The 17,779-nt window shown below is 50.3% G+C and carries 13 protein-coding genes; 3 read left to right on the top strand and 10 right to left on the bottom strand.

The genetic code is table 11. From position 1 onward, the window contains the following. Positions 1-19: 19 nt before the first annotated feature. Positions 20-1,159 (top strand): toxic anion resistance protein, encoded by a 1,140-nt coding sequence (locus tag NST84_RS13040; protein WP_342565978.1) that lies wholly within the window; start codon positions 20-22, stop codon positions 1,157-1,159. A gap of 63 nt (positions 1,160-1,222) precedes the next feature. Then, positions 1,223-1,930, top strand: coding sequence for a L,D-transpeptidase family protein (locus NST84_RS13035; RefSeq protein WP_342565977.1), 708 nt, complete (start codon positions 1,223-1,225; stop codon positions 1,928-1,930). A gap of 77 nt (positions 1,931-2,007) precedes the next feature. Here NST84_RS13035 and NST84_RS13030 read toward each other — a convergent pair whose 3' ends face one another. After that, positions 2,008-2,367, bottom strand: a complete 360-nt coding sequence (locus NST84_RS13030; protein ID WP_342565976.1) for a hypothetical protein — start codon at positions 2,365-2,367, stop codon at positions 2,008-2,010. 429 nt (positions 2,368-2,796) lie between these two features. Continuing rightward, positions 2,797-3,564: a glucose 1-dehydrogenase gene (locus tag NST84_RS13025; RefSeq protein ID WP_342565975.1), complete on the bottom strand. Its 768-nt coding sequence runs from the start codon at positions 3,562-3,564 to the stop codon at positions 2,797-2,799. Positions 3,565-3,855: 291 nt separating this feature from the next. Here NST84_RS13025 and NST84_RS13020 point away from each other — a divergent pair, with 291 nt between their 5' ends. Beyond that, positions 3,856-4,455, top strand: coding sequence for a TetR/AcrR family transcriptional regulator (locus NST84_RS13020; RefSeq protein ID WP_342565974.1), 600 nt, complete (start codon positions 3,856-3,858; stop codon positions 4,453-4,455). Between the two features lie 135 nt (positions 4,456-4,590). Here NST84_RS13020 and NST84_RS13015 read toward each other — a convergent pair whose 3' ends face one another. The 8 genes from NST84_RS13015 to NST84_RS12980 all read right to left on the bottom strand — a co-directional run bounded on the left by NST84_RS13015 (position 4,591) and on the right by NST84_RS12980 (position 17,678). Next, complete coding sequence (locus tag NST84_RS13015; protein ID WP_342565973.1) at positions 4,591-7,965, bottom strand: cellobiose phosphorylase; 3,375 nt, start codon at positions 7,963-7,965, stop codon at positions 4,591-4,593. Positions 7,966-8,019: 54 nt separating this feature from the next. Beyond that, positions 8,020-10,188 carry a beta-glucosidase BglX gene (gene bglX / locus NST84_RS13010; RefSeq protein WP_342565972.1) on the bottom strand — a complete coding sequence of 723 codons (2,169 nt, stop codon included), beginning with the start codon at positions 10,186-10,188 and terminating at the stop codon, positions 8,020-8,022. Between the two features lie 157 nt (positions 10,189-10,345). Then, positions 10,346-11,104 carry an alpha/beta hydrolase family protein gene (locus tag NST84_RS13005; RefSeq protein WP_342565971.1) on the bottom strand — a complete coding sequence of 253 codons (759 nt, stop codon included), beginning with the start codon at positions 11,102-11,104 and terminating at the stop codon, positions 10,346-10,348. Positions 11,105-11,119: 15 nt separating this feature from the next. After that, positions 11,120-12,112, bottom strand: a complete 993-nt coding sequence (locus tag NST84_RS13000; protein ID WP_342565970.1) for a LacI family DNA-binding transcriptional regulator — start codon at positions 12,110-12,112, stop codon at positions 11,120-11,122. Positions 12,113-12,155: 43 nt separating this feature from the next. Further along, complete coding sequence (locus NST84_RS12995) at positions 12,156-12,980, bottom strand: carbohydrate ABC transporter permease (RefSeq protein WP_342565969.1); 825 nt, start codon at positions 12,978-12,980, stop codon at positions 12,156-12,158. A gap of 40 nt (positions 12,981-13,020) precedes the next feature. Continuing rightward, positions 13,021-13,920, bottom strand: a complete 900-nt coding sequence (locus NST84_RS12990) for a sugar ABC transporter permease (RefSeq protein ID WP_342565968.1) — start codon at positions 13,918-13,920, stop codon at positions 13,021-13,023. A 121-nt stretch (positions 13,921-14,041) separates the two neighbouring features. After that, a complete protein-coding gene (locus tag NST84_RS12985; protein WP_342565967.1) occupies positions 14,042-15,283 on the bottom strand; it encodes an extracellular solute-binding protein in 1,242 nt (413 codons plus the stop codon). A 445-nt stretch (positions 15,284-15,728) separates the two neighbouring features. Further along, the gene (locus NST84_RS12980; RefSeq protein ID WP_342565966.1) at positions 15,729-17,678 is read right to left on the bottom strand and encodes a copper amine oxidase N-terminal domain-containing protein; all 1,950 of its coding nucleotides are present in this window, start codon (positions 17,676-17,678) and stop codon (positions 15,729-15,731) included. Between the last annotated feature and the right edge of the window lie 101 nt (positions 17,679-17,779).

Here is a 17,779-nt window from a genome sequence, read left to right as displayed (position 1 = left end):
CTTATAAAGGAGGTCTGTTATGTCTTTTTCAATGGAAATCCCCAGCACCGAGCAGCTGAAAGCGGTTATTGCCCAGGAGGTAAAGCCTGAACCTGAAGAGGTTACCCGGCTTAAAGCGTTAGCTAAAAGCAATGTCTCCAGCATTCTGGAGCTTGATCTTGAATCTCTGGAAAAGCGTAAGGCGGTATTGCAGTCCATTGACAGCTTTGGCATGGGTACAATGCGCTCCTCTTCAGACAAAAACGCCCTTCTGCAGGTGTCCGTAGGAAATCTGTCCAAAACCGGAGATGAAGGCGGCCAGGTCGCCAAAGGCCTGACGGAGCTGCATCTGCAGCTGAAGGATCTCGACCCGAGTGTCGTTGATTTTGCCAAAAGCGGGCTGCTGGGCAGGTTTTTTAATCCGCTGCGCCACTATTTTGCCAAATACCAGAAAGCCGATGCGGTCATCTCCGATATTATTGTGTCGCTGGATAAGGGCAAAACCATCCTCAAAAACGATAATACGACACTGCAAATCGAGCAGCAGTCGCTGCGTGAGCTGACCCGTAAACTGCAAAAGGAAATTGAGCTTGGCCTGCTGATGGACCAGGAGATCGAAACACAGATTGAAGCAGCCAAGGTGCGCGGGGAAGACGAAGAAAAGGTCCGCTTTATTACCGAGGAAGTGCTGTTCCCGCTCCGCCAGCGGGTGATGGATCTGCAGCAGATGCTGGTCGTGAACCAGCAGGGCATTATGGCAATTGAGGTAGTCATCCGCAATAACAAGGAGCTGATCCGCGGTGTGGACAGAGCCAGAAATGTGACGGTCTCCGCACTGAAAATCTCCGTCACGGTTGCCAGTGCCTTATATAACCAGAAAATTGTCCTGAAAAAAATCGAGCTGCTGAACCAGACGACCGACAACCTGATCAGCGGCACTTCAAGAATGCTAAAAGAACAAGGCGCAGCCATTCACAAGCAGTCGCTGGAAACCAGCATTTCCGCCGATACATTGAAGCAGGCGTTCACCGACGTTTTATCTGCCCTCGACTCCATCAGCACCTACAAGCAGGAGGCTCTGCCCAAAATGCGTGAGACGATCAGCCAGTTCCGCGAATTGGCCGACAATGGAGAGAAGCAGATTCTCCGGCTGGAAAAAGGCTCTACGCTCGGCTTATAATTCACCCGGTCCGCGATTCCTCCCTGCCTCCCTGAGGTAATAAGCACTAAGGGAGGTATACATATGCATAATTCAACCTGTAGACGTATCCTGCAAGCTGTCATGTGTCTTTTTCTGCTGCCTGTAGGGTCGCTGTTCTCCTTTACTCCACAGGCTGCAGCAGCGGGGTTTGCCGCTTCCTGGCCGTATAAGGCCGACCGCCTGGCGTCCAGCCAAATGATTGTCGTGACAGCCTCTTCGCTGCGATCCACTACAGGAGTGCTTTCATTGCGGGAGAAGATCGGCGGAAGCTGGAAGACAGTCCTGTCGGGCATTCCCGTAACCCTTGGAGCAGGCGGCATCGGCAAAATAAAAGAAGGCGACCAGCGCACCCCCTCAGGGGTTTACAAGCTGGGTGAAGCTTTCGGTTCTGCAGCCGGACCTGACGGCCTCAAAATCCAGTACAGCAAAGTCGGCAGCCAGGACTACTGGGTCGATGATCCTTCCTCAGCCGAATATAACCAGCGGATCACTTATGCCGGAAACCCCAAGACCCGCTGGGCATCCTACGAGCGTCTTCTTCATCCGCTGTATAAGTATGCAATAGTAGTGAGGTATAATGATGAGCCGGTGGTTCCCGGCAAGGGCAGTGCAATCTTTTTGCATATCTGGAGAGGAGCGGGCCAGCCCACCGCTGGCTGCATCGCCATGTCGGAGAGTAATCTGCTGAAGCTGATGAAACAGCTTGACCCTCAGCGTTCCCCCGCGATTGCAATCGGAACGGCAGACTGAGTTATAGAACCGGGTGGCCGTGAGAAAAAGATAAAGCCTGCGCAGAGTGCGCAGGCTTTTGAGTGATTATAGCATCTTTACCCTTTTACAATGGCCCATGCTTCATCCACGGTATCTACGAAATGTCCCTCAAAGCCGGCCTTAGGGGCTACACGCTGCAGCTGTGACTTAGCTACTACTTTGACCGGATTTACAAGTACGGCATGCTTGAAGCTGTTGTACATCACATAGCAGCGTTCCAGCACCGGCAGAATTTCCGGTTTGAAGGGTGCCATGTCTGTGCAGTCAATAATCAGGGACATCTCCTTCAGCGGCAGATGCGGCATCTGGGCTTCGAAAACATCCACTTCTTTAATGGTTTCATCAAGGTCGGCAAAACCCTTCAGGCTGATATATATCGTATTCAATTCAGGGTGCATCGTCGTTTCTGCGATCATGTATGGACATCTCCAGTTCTGTTTGTTTAATTGTGATTAATCCTATTGTTCAAAGGCTTGGTCAAAGCTCTCCTGCCGGGCAGGCTTTCTGTACTACCGCATGTCCAACTCTCCCTTGTTGTATTTAGTGTCTAGCTTTATTTATAATTCGACATTTAGACCTACTTCCCTTCTTATATTCAGGAATTGTTATCCAAAAATTTTGGATTTAATCCTGCTTTGTTGCACCTTTTGCAACTTTGTACCTAAAGTTGATAACCACAGAATTTGATAGCTTTTTTCCACTAAGTTACGGTTAGGCCTCTCTACATTTACTTGTTTTCACAAGTCAAAAAAAATAGTGCCCCCTGAAGGGCACTTGAACCCCGGGAGCACTATTTAATAAGTAACTATTCTTTATATACTCAGCATAGGCTATCAGCCCGCTGTTTATTGACCGATCATCCCGCCGTCTACGGTGTAGAGCGAAGCAGTAACGAATGAAGCTTCCTCAGAAAGCAGGAAGTTCATAACAGCCGCAACCTCCTGCGGTTCACCGTAACGTCCCATTGGTGTAGCAGCCTCATTAGCTGCTTTGAATTCATCGGCGCTGCCTGAATTTTTCTCGATCTTGCGCATCATTTGCGTGTTGATTGTTCCCGGCAGTACGGCGTTGACGCGGATACCGAACGGTGCAAGCTCATTGGCAGTAACACGGGTCAGGCCGATCACCGCATGCTTAGACATAATATATGGAGACATTCCCGGAGCACCCATCAGGCCTGCCAGTGAGGAGGTGTTGAGGATCGCGCCGGATTTTTGTTTTTTCATCACAGGAATGACATATTGCAGTCCAAGGAATACGCCGCGGACATTGACGTTATATACCAGGTCAAGCGACTTCACGTTCAGTTCTTCCACCAGACCCGACGGGCCTTCAATACCGGCATTGTTGGCAAAATAATCGATTGTACCGAATTTTGCTACCGCCTGATTCACGTAGTTCTGCACATCTTCCTCTTTGGATACATCAGCTGTAACAGCCAGTGAGTTGGAGTCGTTTAAGCCAAGCTCCTGAATGACTGCACGAATGGCTTCTTCATTCAAATCGACCAGAACCAGATTCAGCTTGCGTTCGGCTAAACGACGGGCAAGTTCTTTTCCGATACCGCCAGCGGCACCTGTGATGACAGCTGTTTTGACTTGTGATTGACTCATTATACATTCGCTTCCTTCGTTTTATAGTGGGCGAGTAAGAGGATTCTGTAACAAAATCGCCTTATCTCATGTGACAAGCTTACACCCGTTTTAATTGTTGTGACAATAATCAAAATATAAGATATTGTTGACTAGGCGACACCGAAAGATAATATGTAGCCCTTTACTCCGCATTTTGAACATTTTAACGCTATTTGTTTACTTTAATTTTTAACGATTAACCTTTTTTCTATGCAGACCTTGCGGTTATAATAAAACGATAGGATACAAACGTTACGGAGGCCGATGGTATTGGAACGCGAAGAGGATTTGAACAGAAGGGTCAGACGCACGCGGCAGGCACTGAAGACAGCCATTGTTGATCTGATCCTGGAAAAGGGCTATGAGGCTGTGACCATTATGGATATTGCCGAGCGTGCGGACTATAACCGCGGAACCTTTTATAAACATTTTGTAAGCAAAGAGGATTTACTGCGGGACATTCACGATGATTTTCTGCGTAATATTTCGGAGGTGCTGCTGCAGCCTTATGAAGGCCTGGAACAGATTGCGGCTACGCGGATTTATCCCTCCACACTGCAGCTGTTTCAGCATATTGAGCTGCATAAACGGGAATATCTTGCTTTAACCTCCGCCCAGCGCGGAAAAACCTCAGTCGAGCTCTACGATACAATGCGGAGGTCGATGCGTGAGGATATGCATATCGAGATGGAGGGGGGCAGCCCCCCGCTCGATTATGAAATTTTGCTGAGCTATCAGCTGTCGGCTACTGTAGGTGTCATTGACTACTGGGCCGAAACAAACTTTAAATATTCTGCCGAATACATGGCCGGGCAATTAATGGCGCTCGTTAACAGCAGAATGGATCATATTGTGTTTAAAAGAAACTGAGCTTATAGCTTCTCGCTCCACCCTTAACTTAAGCCGGTAAGGATCAGGGTACAGCCTGAAAATGCAAAAAAAGCGGCAAAGGCCCGCCTGTACCGTAATCCGGATACACGCTGGCCTGTGCCGCTTATTCTAAGGTTACATATAAATATCGATGATTATTCTCTCTGTACCTGCAAAACGTTGAATCTCTTCACGCGCAATACGCAGACCGCCAAGCCGGTAAGGATTCGCGAGCCGCTCAGCCTGTACTTCCTGGCCGTTTACGGCAGCCGAGCGCAATACGCCCTCTTTGCAGTGATAAACAAAGGTCACCGGCGAACCGCCGTATTCGAAATCAAAGCGTGTGCCGTCCAGCTCAGCAGGCAGTACCGGATCGAGAATCAGATCGCCGCCGTCTTCACGGATCCCCAGCACATTTGAAATCAGCTGGTTCATGTAGATTCCGGGACCGCTGGAATAGATTCTCCAGCCGCCTTTGACCGGAACGGACCCGTCACGCAGCTCGTGGAAACGTTCCTGCGCTTCATAACGGTTGTCAAATTTCCCGTCGGAGCTGCTGAAATAAGCATTGCTCTGGCGCAGCTCGGCATTCGGTACAGCATCGCGGATACCAACCGGGTTGATGGTTGCAAGGCCTTTCCAGACCTGATCGGTCTTCCCGATCTTGGCCATCGCTTCGACGAAGCGGATGTGGGCGTGCACGTACTGCAGCCCGATTTCACGGCCAAAGTTAGCTGCTTGCTCTGCTCGTTTGAAATGCGTGCTGACACCGCCGGCATACTGTGCCGGATGGTTCATCAGCCGCACACCGTCAGGGCACAGGAACTGTTCCTGAATCAGCTTGTAGTGCGCCTCCATCTGCTCCGGAGTAAGCAGCTCGCCGATCATACTGCGGGTCATCGGCAGAAGACGGTACTGGATGCCTGTCTCGTTGTCATCCGGATGCAGCATCAGCTTCGCCTGCTCAGGATCCTCGAAGTACAGGAAGCCCGGGATTACTTCGGTGCCCAGCATATAACGGTTAAAGTCGGCTTTTATCCCTTCAGCCATCTGCTTCAGCTCTTGGGACCAGACAGCATCAGTATCCTTCAGTACACTGGACAGGCCCAGAACTGTCTGATAAGTCAAAGCTACAGTCCAGCTGCTGACCATATACTGCTTGAGCTGGGCATTCGCCGGCTGCAGTGTGTCATCCCAGTCCCCGTCACCATAGGAGGACAGGAAGGTATTATGCAGGAAGTGGGTCTTGATGTAATCCAGTTCCTTAAGCGCATGTTCTCTCAAGGTGTAAGCTGATTCTGTAAAGTCAAAGCTGTGCTTGCGGGTATATGGAATCTGCTCATCCAGCACTGCATAATCACGGGTTGCCCGCAGGTAATCACCAAGTACCTTGAGCGGCCACACAATAATATCACCATGGCTCTCTTCCTGCTGGATCGAAGTGTACTTGTCGAACATGAACCATTGCGGCCAGTTGCCGTCATCCTCATACTGGTGAGCAAAGACGGTCAGCAGAATCTCCCGTACCTGTTCATATTTATGGGTAGCCAGGAAGTATTCAACCGGTCCCTGGCACACATCCCGTGTTCCCCAGGCTGCGCCGCCATACTGCTCAAGTCCGTGAGGGACGGAATAGTGGACCAGCATATTGTGGGTGTACCACCAGGCCAAGGCATTTACCTTAAACAGCTCTGACTGCTCCCCGCCTTCATTCTGCAGCTGGAAGCCGTTCATGACATCTGCCAGGAATTCACGGTAACCGTTTCTTTCCGCTTCGAAGCCGCCAGCTGCTGCAGGACGGGATTGACCGTCCAGCATTCCCTGGAAGGTAAGGGTCCACTCGCTGCTTGAATCCAGCTCAAGCACGGTCAGGGAAGCACTGCCTGGCGCTGCTCCGGGTGCCAGCAGGGATTCATCCCCTGCTTTAAACGCCGTACCGTCCACAGTGATCTTGTATGCCAGCTCAGGGTATACAGATGCACTTAAGCCAGTCCCGTCAGCCCGGAAGACCAGTCCGCCGTCTGCATCCTGTTCCATATGATACGGCAGCTCATATTCTGCCACGTTCATGGTTATCTGGTTGCTGATCAGGAAACGGTATGCTTTTCCGCTGGCCGCACGGACATGCAGCCGGATTTCCGGAGCGTTTACCGCTGTGTAATTCGTAATTACGAAGGTATCTTCAGCCGTCTTGTAGTGCCAGCGGGCATAGTTGAAGCCGATCTCAAACAGCGACGGCATAGTCAGCAGACGGAACTGTCCATCCAGCTCTACATAAATACGCTGGCCGGACGTTTTATTGACGTTCAGCGCGTTGCGGGCATTTGACAGCATTTTATTGAAATTGGTATTGCCGATAACAACCTGGGAGTTGAAAATCCCGTACATATAAGAAGTAGTTGTAATGACCTCTGCATTCAGCCGCGCATTGTCCCCGCTCATCAGAATATGCCCATGTGGCCGTTCAACAAGCAGCTCTTTGCGCTTAAGGACAATATGCTCATAGGTGTCAGTAAAGAAGGCTAACAGCTCGCCATCCTCCCGCTCTTCCTGGAACCGTTGCGGGAACAGTGCTGCGATCTCTGCTTCGGACAGCTCCTGTGTCTGTAGCGGAGCCCCGATTCGGGAAGCTGCTGCTGTCTCTTCCGGCCGGCCGCCGTCTGGCTTCACAGGTGCAAGTTCTTGCACACTGCTCCAGGCAATCCGCAGACTATCGGCGAATTCCAGCTCTGTTACAGCTGCCGGATGATCTTCGCGGAACAAGCCGTAGAAGGTAAACGAGACTTCACCGTCAAGCCCAGTCTTCGGAGACTGCAATGCTGTATAGGCGAATTCATATTGATAAATTTTGTTAGCCAGACTCTCCTGGTACAGTGCTTCCGGTCTGTCAGTCTCTTTATAGGACAAGCCAAAGAACTGGAAGCCGTCAGTGGAATAGCCAGCTGCTCCGCCTATCAGCCCCTGCTGCAGATAAGGGAACTTCCCGCCCTGCGGCTGGTTCTGCCGGGAGCAGACAACATAACCTCCGGCCTGATCCGTGAACACGGCCTGATCAATATATTGGGACAAATAAGCCTCATTGCTGGTAACGGCACCCGGCGCAGCAATCCCGACATCCTGGGTGTATACAACATCCAGCAGGTCCGACTTGCCTTTCACCCGCACATCCCAGAACCAGGTATCCTCGTCCGCTAAAGTAAACGTTACCTGATAAGTAAGCTTTTCCTGAGCCCCGTTTACTGCAGGAATTTCGCCCTGCCACACGAGCCGCTCCCCGTCCCGGCTGAAGGTGCTGCCCGATTTGACTCCGAGCAGCGGATAGGCCTGAATACCGTCCGGCTGATGCAGGCGGATATACAGATTTCCCGCACCACCGTCAACACTGTTTGCCAGCAGCTGGTTAATCATCATTTGGCCGCCAGTCGCCTGGCTCAGGTCTCCGCTTTCCAGAAAAGTAAATGTTAGACCGCCTTTTTGCAGTGTCAGTTTTGATCCGGTTGCAGTTGTCATTTCTCTTCACTTCCTTATCTGATACGGCTTTGCACCGCTATTATGTCTGTTAGTTTACTTATGCAAAATGAAGCCGGCAGTCAGCACATCACGGCTGTTCGCGCCCACAAATAGATTAAACCTGCCATTGTCGCTGGTAACACTGAGGTCACTGTGATGATAGCGCAGCTGTTCTTCACTGATCGTAAAAGTGACTTCCGTGCTTTCGCCAGGGGCCAGCTCAACCTGCCGGAATGCCTTCAACTCCTTGACCGGACGGACAACTTCACCGGAAATGTCGCGTACATACAGCTGAACTGTCTCTGTTCCTGCTGTTTTGCCGGTATTGGTCAGTGTGACCTTGACCTCAAGCGGCTGATCCGCTGTCATTGTGTCAGAGGAGAGCGTCAGTCCTTCATAAGCAAAGGTGGTGTAGCTTAGTCCAAACCCGAATGGCAGCAGCGGTTCATTTGGTGCGTCGATATATTTGGAGATATAACGGTTGCCATCCTCTACGTCCGGCTTAGGACGGCCAGTATTGAAGTTGTTATAATAAACCGGAATCTGGCCTGCGGAATCCGGGAACGACATTGTCAGCCGGCCGGAAGGATTAACCTTGCCATAGAGCAGGTCCGCCAGTGCAGCACCGCCTTCACTACCCGGGAACCAGGCTTCCAGCACCGCATCCGCCTGATTATACACGCCATGCAGATCAAGCGGACGGCCGTTGAAAAGTACGGTAACCACTGGTTTGCCGACTCCCTTCATAAGCGAGATCAATTCCAGCTGCGCCTCCGGCAGTCTTATATTGGTGCGGCTGCCGCCTTCGCCGCTCATGTCGGATGCTTCGCCGACTGCCAGCACAATCACATCGGCCGCTTCAGCTGCATTCAGTGCTTCTGCCTTCTGCTCAGCGGTAATCGACTCAATGCCTGAACCTTCGGCTACTGTTATAAGATCAGGATTGCCAACTGCCGAACGCATGGCATCACTGAGCTTCACCGCATTTTCCTTGGAGCCGGTCCACGACCACCAGCCGAGAATATCGCCGCTGGCTGCAAACGGTCCGACTAATGCTACCCTCTGCTCCGGCTGGAGCGGCAGTATACCTTCATTCTTCAGCAGCACGGTCGATTTCTCAGCCAGCTGACGCGCCGCCTGGCGGTGTTCAGCGGAGAATACAATTTCCTTTTCCAGCTCCGGATCAGCTCCGCGCATCGGATTGTCAAACAAGCCGAGCTTTTCTTTGAGCTGCAGGATACGCAGTACTGCTTCATCAATTAAGGCTTCATCAACAAGGCCTTTATCCACCAGCTGAGGCAGATGATGCAGATAGCTGGTTGTCATCATATCGATATCGACACCGGCAAGGATCGCCTTCAATGCCGCCTCTTTATCATCCTCTGCCGCACCATGCGCGACCATTTCCTTAATGGAGGCCCAGTCTGAAATGATCACTCCGTCAAAGCCCCATTCTGTGCGCAGCAGGTCACGCAGCAGCTTGCGGTTGCCGGTTGCCGGAATACCGTCTACGATGTTGAACGAGGTCATCACCATCTCGACTCCGGCGTCAATTGCCGCTTTGTAGGCAGGGAGGTAATATTCCCGCAGCTGCCGCTCGGACATATCAACGGTGTTGTAGTCCCTTCCGCCTTCCGCAGCGCCATAAGCGGCAAAGTGCTTAACGCATGCAGCCACACGGGAATGATCCCCTGCCAGGTCATCGCCCTGGAAGCCCTTCACGAACGCCTTGGCAAACACTCCGTTCAGATACGGATCTTCGCCGGTCGATTCCATTACCCGGCCCCAGCGCGGATCACGTGTCAGGTCGACCATAGGAGCAAAGGTTACATGCAGTCCGGAGACAGCTGCTTCCCTGGCTGCGACCTCGGCGCTCTTCTCAGCCAGCTCCGGGTTCCATGAGCTGCCGATCGCCAGCGGAATCGGGAAGATGGTCTTAAAGCCGTGAACAATGTCGGCCATGAACAGCAGCGGGATACCGAGCCGGCTATTTTTTAGATGCTCTTCTTGCACCGCCATCATTTTCGAAGCGCCGGCGATACCGAGTACTGATCCGGCATTCCGGACAGCCTCGCTGCCGATGCCCAGCTCTTCCATCGGTCCGGTGATCTCCGACTCATCCCCCGGTTCGTCATAGAATGGAGCTGCCAGCTGCAGCAGCTGGGCGATTTTCTCTTCAAGGGTCATCTGCTTCACGTATTTGTTATATAAATGCTCTGACATTGCTGTAGTCCCCCCATCAAAACGATTTTTTTCGAATCGTTTCTTTCTCCTAATCCCTTTATTTTAAAGGTTCTATTTTGTATAAAATGGAACATATTCATAAACGTTTCACTTTATTTCGATAAAACGCCGCCTGTTTATATAACCTCACAGGCTGCTACAAAGGAAGCCAGTCCAGTATTCTTGTCAGCTGCCGGTCCCAATAGTCCCACTCATGACCTCCAGGGCCTTCCTCGTAGGAGATATCCAGCCCGGCCGACACGGCCCGATCGAGAAAAGCACGGTTCCCGTCATACATAATATCCTCAGTCCCGCAGCACTGATAGAACCGGGGCTGGACTTCAGCTTCAGCCGCCCGGCCGGCAAGCGCGAACAGATCATCTCCGCTGCCGCGCAGCTCATCCGCCGGGCCGAATATACGGGCGGCCTCTCCGGGCTGAAAGCTGTTCGGTCCGCTTACACGCCGGACAATATCCAGGCCGCCGGAAAGGCTGGCCGCTGCAGCATAGCGCTGCGGATGGCGCAGGGCGAGCTTAAAAGCGCCATAACCGCCCATCGAGATGCCGGCCACAAAGGTATCCTCCCTGCGGTCTGAGACAGCAAATGCCCGCTGGATCAGCCGGGGCAATTCTTCACTAAGATAGGTGAAGTAGGCACCGCCCTGCTTCATATCTGTATAGTAGCTGCGGTCAGCCCGGGGCAGGACAAGCGCCAGGCCCCTGTTCTCGGCATAACGCTCAATGGCGGAATGCCTTGTCCACTCCGTATGATCGCCGCCCAGTCCGTGCAGGAGATACAGCACCGGGAACTTCCCGTCCCGCTCTGCAGCAGGCGGAGCATTAAGCGGCAGCATCACGCCTGCTTCAGTAGCCATTCCGAGAGTCTCTGAAAAAAACGACATCTTCATGTATGCCAAGGATATTCACTCCGATTAACCGTAGTTTATAACCGATTTCCGTTCCATCAGTTCAATCTTGAGTTTGTAAAAATCATTAACCGCATCCCCGTTAAGCATCTGGAACAGCAGATGGCCGGCCAGCGAGCCTGATTCGTACATCGGCTGGCGGATCGTCGTCAGCGGGGGCTGAATATATTCGGCCAGCTGAATATCATCGAAGCCGATAACCGAAATATCCTCCGGCACCGATACTTTGGCTTCCTCGAAGGCCTTCATGCCACCGACCGCCATTTCATCGTTGGCAAAAAAAACGGCTGTCGGCAGCTCGCCCTGCATCAGCATCATTTTAGTAGCTTTATAGCCGCCTTCACGGATAAAATTCCCGCTGAGCTTCCATTTCGCTTTTTCAGTAAGCCCTGCTTCGTTCATTGCCCGCAGAAATCCCTGGTAACGCAGTGCATTATCATAGGAATCGGCCGGCCCGCTAATGTATGCAATCGAGCTATGTCCCTGTTCAATCAGGAGCCGGGTTGCGGTATAACCGCCCTGTTCCCCGTCCACTACAACGTTTATCAGGCCATCGCCGGCAATCAGACGGTCCATCACCACAATCGGAAAACGCGGTCCTGCGGCAGCATGCAAAATCTCATCTGAAATGTTATGGGCCAGCACAATTGCACCGTCAACCCGTTTTTCTAGCATGTAGCGGACAGCAGTCGATTCCTTCCCGCCCATGGAGCTGCAGGCAATCAGGTCATACGAGTTCGATAGAGCCACATCCTGAATGCTGCGGATCAGTTCCGAATAATAAGGACCCGAGAGATCTCTGAGGATTAAAGCTATTGTATTAGTCCGGCTCCGTTTCAAATCCATGGCAAAACCATTTTTCTGATAATTGAGCTGTCTCGCCGCCTCCAGCACCTTTTGTTTCGTTTTTGCGCTGACTTTGCTGTCACCGCTCATCGCGTAGGATGCCGTCGACAAGGCCACCCCCGCAAGCTTTGCCACATCCTTGATCGTTGCCATTCAAGTTCAATCCTTCCTGATCATTCCAATATGGTACTGTATACTATTTCATGCCGGAGATCGTATATCCTTCTATGATATGTTTCTGGAAGAAGATAAATATGATAACGATCGGAACAACCATAAAGGCAGCACCGGCCATCTGCAACCCAAACGCTGTACCGTATTGGCCTTTTAGCAGAGACAGACCGACAGACAAGGTGTACAGGCGTTCGTCATTGGCGATAATCAGCGGCCACAGGAAGCTGTTCCAGGCCCCGATAAAGGTCAGGATTCCCTGCACTGCAAAGACCGGCTTCACAATCGGCACCATCAGCTGGAAAAAGATCCGCAGCTCGCCCGCCCCGTCCAGTCTTGCCGCTTCCAGCAGATCCATGGGAATGGTAGTCATGAACTGGCGGAACAGGAAGATGGCAAACGCCCCGACGAGTCCAGGCAGCACGATCCCTGCCATTGTATTGACCAGACCCATCTGATTAATAATCAGGTAAGTCGGGATCATCGTAACCTGTCCCGGAATCATCATGGTAGCCAGGATAATATAGAAAAATTTATCCCGGCCGGGAAATTCAAATTTGGCAAAGGCATAGCCCGCCATCGCATTCAGGAACAGTCCTGCAAAAGAGCAAAGCACGATAATCAGCGTATTCTTCAGATAGACCAAAAAGTCCATTTTCACAAACAAATCACGGTAATTGTCGAACGTAGGGTGACTCGGGAAAAGCGACGGCGGAATCACCGTAAATTCATTTTCAGGCTTAAAGGATGAACCAATCATCCAGATAAACGGCACCATCATCAGCAATCCTCCGATAATGAGCAGCGTGATCATAATACTTTTCTCAAATCTTTTCATTCTTAGTGCCATCCCAGTTCCTCCTTCTCAAGACCTCAGCCGCAGCTCAAGCTTAATATTCGACTTCTTTCTTTTTGACCGCGAATTGAATCAGTGTGACGATAATAATGATAATGAACAGCACAAATGAACCTGCAGCGGCATAACCAAATTTACTTAGCTGGAACCCGTTGTTGTAAATAAAGAGCGCCATGGACATAGTCGAATTCAGCGGTCCGCCTTTGGTCATTACCAGCGGTTCTTCGAAGAATTGAATCCAGCCGATCAAGGTCGTAATGGTCACAAAGAAAGTGGCGAATCCCAGCAGGGGAACCGTGATGAAGCGTATTTTCTTCCAGCCTGTCGCACCGTCAATTTCGGCCGCTTCATAATAAGAACGCGGAATGCCTTGCAGTGCAGCCAGAAAGATAATCATATTTAGTCCGATTGATTTCCAGAATGCCAGCAGAATCAGCGACAATTTAGCCAGGACGGGGTCCTGAAGCCACTGCTGGGCCGGTATATCAAACCAGGAGAGTACGTAGTTAAATAATCCGTAGGTTCCGTTATACAGATAGCCCCACACCACGGCTACAGCCACGATATTAGTGATGGAAGGCATATAGTAAATGACCCGGAAGCTTTTGAACAGCCAGCCGGAGCCGTAATTAAGCAGCATGGCAACTGCCATAGAGAAAATAACAACCAATGGAACGCCAATGACAACATAAATCATGGTGTTATACATCGATTTCAGGAATATCGGATCCTTGAAAATATCAAAATAATTGCTAAAGCCTACACCGCCAATGTTCGAATAATCTGCAAGGCCCACCAGATCCATATCCGTAAAACTGATTACAAGTGCAATAATGATCGGAATGATCGAAAACAGCGTCAGCAGGATAACTGCCGGAGCAATAAAGAAATATGGTACCTTATGCTTGTTCAGTTGCTTCACAAATGAGCTCACTAGCCTCACACCCTTTCCCTTTCTTTCACGCCTCTCCCCTGCGGAAGAGAAACAAGCTGACTGCCGGAACCTCAGCCTCAAGAGAGATCCCGGCAGTCCGCCTGATTGGTATACCGCTTATTTATTTGTTGCCGAGCAGCTCATTGGCTTTATCGTTCAGCTTATCCAGCTCGGTCTGCGTATCAGCACCGCCGATTGTAATTTGTTCGAAGGAGGCCATGGCCGCCTGGGCAATTTCTTCGTACTCCTTAACAGTAGGGGCAGGGCGCGAATTTTCCAGCTGTTTACCGAAAGCGGCAATCATCGGATCGCTAAGGGCTTCATTGCTCCAGGCAGCCTTCAGGGCAGGCATAGAGTTCGAAGTTTCATAGTATTTCAGCTGTGCTTCCTGTTCAGCCATGAACGCAATGAACTTGGCGGCTTCGTCAGGGTTTTTGCTGTAGTTGAAGATCGACAGATCTGCACCGCCGATAGAAGATGTGTTGGTTACTTTTGCAGGAAGTGTAGTTACACCCCATTTGCCGTCAATATCAGGAGCTTTTTCTTTTACAGACTGGATCATCCAAGGACCGCTGATGAACATAGCCATTGTGCCGTCATTAAATGCTGCAACGGTATCAAGGTCAGTGCCTTTTGGCGACAAGCCTTCGTCATAGAAGCTCTTCAGGAAGTCGACAGTCTCTACATAAGCCGGCTGATTGTACTGCGGCTGGCGGTTTGCGTCAATGATATCACTGCCGTTCTGCCAGGCGAAAATAACCGGGTAGATAGAGTCTTTACCTTCAATTGGCAGTGCATAGTGGCCGGCGCCGCCCTTTTCAACCAGCTTTCTGCTGGCATCCTTCAGCTCATCCCAGGTCTTAGGGCCTTCAGGGTAGCCTACTTCGCCAAGCAGATCTGTCCGGTAAAACATTGCGCGTGTCTCAACATAAAACGGAATACCTACTGTCTGATCTTCGTACTTCGTAGTTTCAACAGCTCCGTCGAAGAAGTTTTCCGCCTTCATGCTCGGATATTGTTCGATATACGGAGTCAGATCCTTCAGGGCACCTGCAGCAGCAAACTCAGGAATCCAGGTCGTACCCATCTGCACAACGTCCGGGCCGTTTTTGGAAGCTACAGCCGTCAGTAATTTATCATGTGCCGTATCCCAAGGAATGGCCTGTACATCTACTTTAATGCCGGGATTAGCGGCTTCATACATTTCAGCAATCGGTTCAACCGTATCCGCTGTACCCATGAACCATACTTTCAAGGTTTTGCTGTCTCCGGCAGCGGAATTGTTTGAATTCCCGCAGCCTGCCGCAACCAGTGAAAAGCTCATCAATAGTGCAGCGATTTTAACTCCAGTTCTCTTTTTCATTCTTCATTCACCCCTGTTGTAGTGTGTGCAAAACTTGTAGCCGCTATGAAATAAAGCCTTTTCATCGAAACGTTTCGATTAATATCGAAAAAAAATTCGAGTTACCGCACATCATTTCCCGCCTAAACTACCTAATAAGGATATTATTAACCCATTTCTAAGCTGTTGAAACGAGAATTATAACGCTTTCACTCCCATTCGCCCATTACAGGCTTACAACTGGATATCAGTCTTTCATCCTTTATTCGAATCGTTTCGATAAGCCTATTATAAATCCATGTGTTAGCGATTTCAAGTACCTGCGGCAAAAAAACTTTTTCCCTGTACCAGCTGGAGGATGTGGTGTAAATATAAGGAACCTGCTTGTATAAAAAAGCCAGAGACTGCCTCATTTGCGGAAGCATCCGCATTTGAAGCAGCCTCTGGCCTATAAAGCATAACCAGCTTAGCTGGTATATATAAATGAAACTACACCGTTTGTAAAGGTCACATAATTAAAGTCATCGTACTGCCAGGTCTCAACACGAATACCGCTTCCTACGGCTGCAGATTTGCTATCCGGTATCCCCCAGCTTAGTTCAACCTGCTGTTTTGTCATACCGATGCTTACATAGCCCTCCTTGATGTCTGCCCACACTGCACTGGACCACTTGTAGGTTTTGTAAGGATCTGCTGTAAAGAACTCCTCTTTATCCGCCAATATGCGAATCCAGGCCTCACCCGATGTCTCGTAAGTGTTCAAAATCTGCCCGGATGGAAATTTAAAGGCAAGGGCAAAATTCCCGTTGTAATCCGGGAGGACATCAACGACGGTTACTTTTTGGAACCGGTAATCGGTGTCAAAGAAATTAATCCAGTAGCTTTTCCCGATCAGGTTCGCCAGATTTCCCTGCGCTTTTTTCTTGTAGATAAGGGCCGTTTGCTTGGTCTGCACCTGCATTTCTGCCTTGCCGAAGGTTATCGTCATGCTCTGAATGGAAGAATTCCACGCAAGCCCGGCTCCAAACGCCGATTTTAGCAGCGCTGCCGGAAACACAGTTACGCCATCAACCGTCTGTACTTTACCGCTCATCTTGATCTTCTTGCCGTTCACTACTGCCGTATCACTGCCGAGCTGGAGCTGAACAGGCGTGGAATTCAGTTTAATGCTGAAGATTTGGGTACCGCCATTATATTGGACCGAAGCACCCAGCTGCTGGAATACCGCCTGAACCGGCAAATACATGGAGCCGCCTATCAGCGCCCCTGTTGTGATAATATCGTCTGAACTGATGGAAACCTCCAGCGTTTTAGAAAGCGATCCTGACTTTACTGTAACTTTGGTAACCCCGACCGCAAGTGCCTTTAAGGTTCCATCAGACAACTTTTGCAAAAGCGCCGGCTTCTCAATCGTCAGATCCGCGTCCTTCAGCGGCACTTTTCTCGTGGACCCGCCTGTCCAGAATTCCGTTATCTGCACAGGAACCTTGTCGCCTACAGTAAGGTTTGTTTTATCCATCTTCAACGATAAATCGGTGACGCCCGGAAGCGTCAGCTTCTCCAGCTCATCTAATTGCACGTCGTAACTCGCTACACTTCCATCCTGCGTTTTTACGTACATGCCTTGGCTGTAGACCGAAATTAGTTTTGTGATACCTTTAAGATTCTGAAATGATTCCGTCAGCTTATAGCGGTCTGCCACCGAAGAACCCGTTCTCCCAACGGTACCGTCCTTCATCAGCACTACCAGATTTCCTTCATCATCAAATTTGGCATCTGCTGCATTTTCAGTGATGGTGACAGGAATATATTTGGTGAGATTATCTCTGTCAAAATTAAACCGGTTGTACAGCAGCACTTTTCCGGATTGCAGAACCACAGCTACATCGTCGACAGAACTATATGAATCAGAATAGCCGTCCAGTGTTGTAACTTCAGAGCTGGTGCTGAATTGTTCAATTTTCTCACTGAACCCGCCTGCCTTTAGAATCCCGGACTTAGTAAGTACTACCAATCCATTTCCGGAATCAGCAAATTTCGCAATATCCGTATAGACCGGGTTACCATTCCCGCCAAGAGACCGCAAACCTCCGGATTTATCCAAATAATAATCTCCGGAAATGTGTACCACCCCGGTTTTATTTTTCAATACTTGGGGCTCTCCCTTACCCTGTAATTGAACCAGAGTACCCGATGTGGTAATTCCATAGCCGCCCTCGATCTCGGTCAGATCAAAATCAAGCTGTGTATACCCTCCGTTGTCAACATCCTGCTTCCAGGCGGTACCGTCATTAAGCAGGTAACTCCCCCTGTCAAAATCAACGATTGCCGTACCCGCCGCATGCAGCGTACCCCCGGTTTGACTAAACATAGTAGCGGAGACTGCTGCCGCCAGCATCCATTTTAAACCTTTCATCTGCCAAAATCCCCCTTTTTGTATGACGCAATCATAAATGTATCACAAATTGAAAGATATTCCAGAGAAATTTTGAGCTGCCGGAACGCAAAAAAACTGCC

This window comes from Paenibacillus sp. FSL R7-0345 (assembly GCF_038595055.1).
Classification (GTDB): Bacteria; Bacillota; Bacilli; order Paenibacillales; family Paenibacillaceae; genus Paenibacillus_AQ.
This window is presented reverse-complemented; position numbering and strand designations above follow the sequence as displayed.

Bases quoted from the DNA above. Each gene is read 5' to 3' on its own strand.
- NST84_RS13040 (WP_342565978.1), top strand. From the start codon at position 20: ATGTCTTTTTCAATGGAAATCCCCAGCACCGAGCAGCTGAAAGCGGTT.
- NST84_RS13035 (WP_342565977.1), top strand. From the start codon at position 1,223: ATGCATAATTCAACCTGTAGACGTATCCTGCAAGCTGTCATGTGTCTT.
- NST84_RS13030 (WP_342565976.1), bottom strand. From the start codon at position 2,367: ATGATCGCAGAAACGACGATGCACCCTGAATTGAATACGATATATATC.
- NST84_RS13025 (WP_342565975.1), bottom strand. From the start codon at position 3,564: ATGAGTCAATCACAAGTCAAAACAGCTGTCATCACAGGTGCCGCTGGC.
- NST84_RS13015 (WP_342565973.1), bottom strand. From the start codon at position 7,965: ATGACAACTGCAACCGGATCAAAACTGACACTGCAAAAAGGCGGTCTA.
- bglX (WP_342565972.1), bottom strand. From the start codon at position 10,188: ATGTCAGAGCATTTATATAACAAATACGTGAAGCAGATGACCCTTGAA.
- NST84_RS13000 (WP_342565970.1), bottom strand. From the start codon at position 12,112: ATGGCAACGATCAAGGATGTGGCAAAGCTTGCGGGGGTGGCCTTGTCG.
- NST84_RS12995 (WP_342565969.1), bottom strand. From the start codon at position 12,980: ATGGCACTAAGAATGAAAAGATTTGAGAAAAGTATTATGATCACGCTG.
- NST84_RS12985 (WP_342565967.1), bottom strand. From the start codon at position 15,283: ATGAAAAAGAGAACTGGAGTTAAAATCGCTGCACTATTGATGAGCTTT.
- NST84_RS12980 (WP_342565966.1), bottom strand. From the start codon at position 17,678: ATGAAAGGTTTAAAATGGATGCTGGCGGCAGCAGTCTCCGCTACTATG.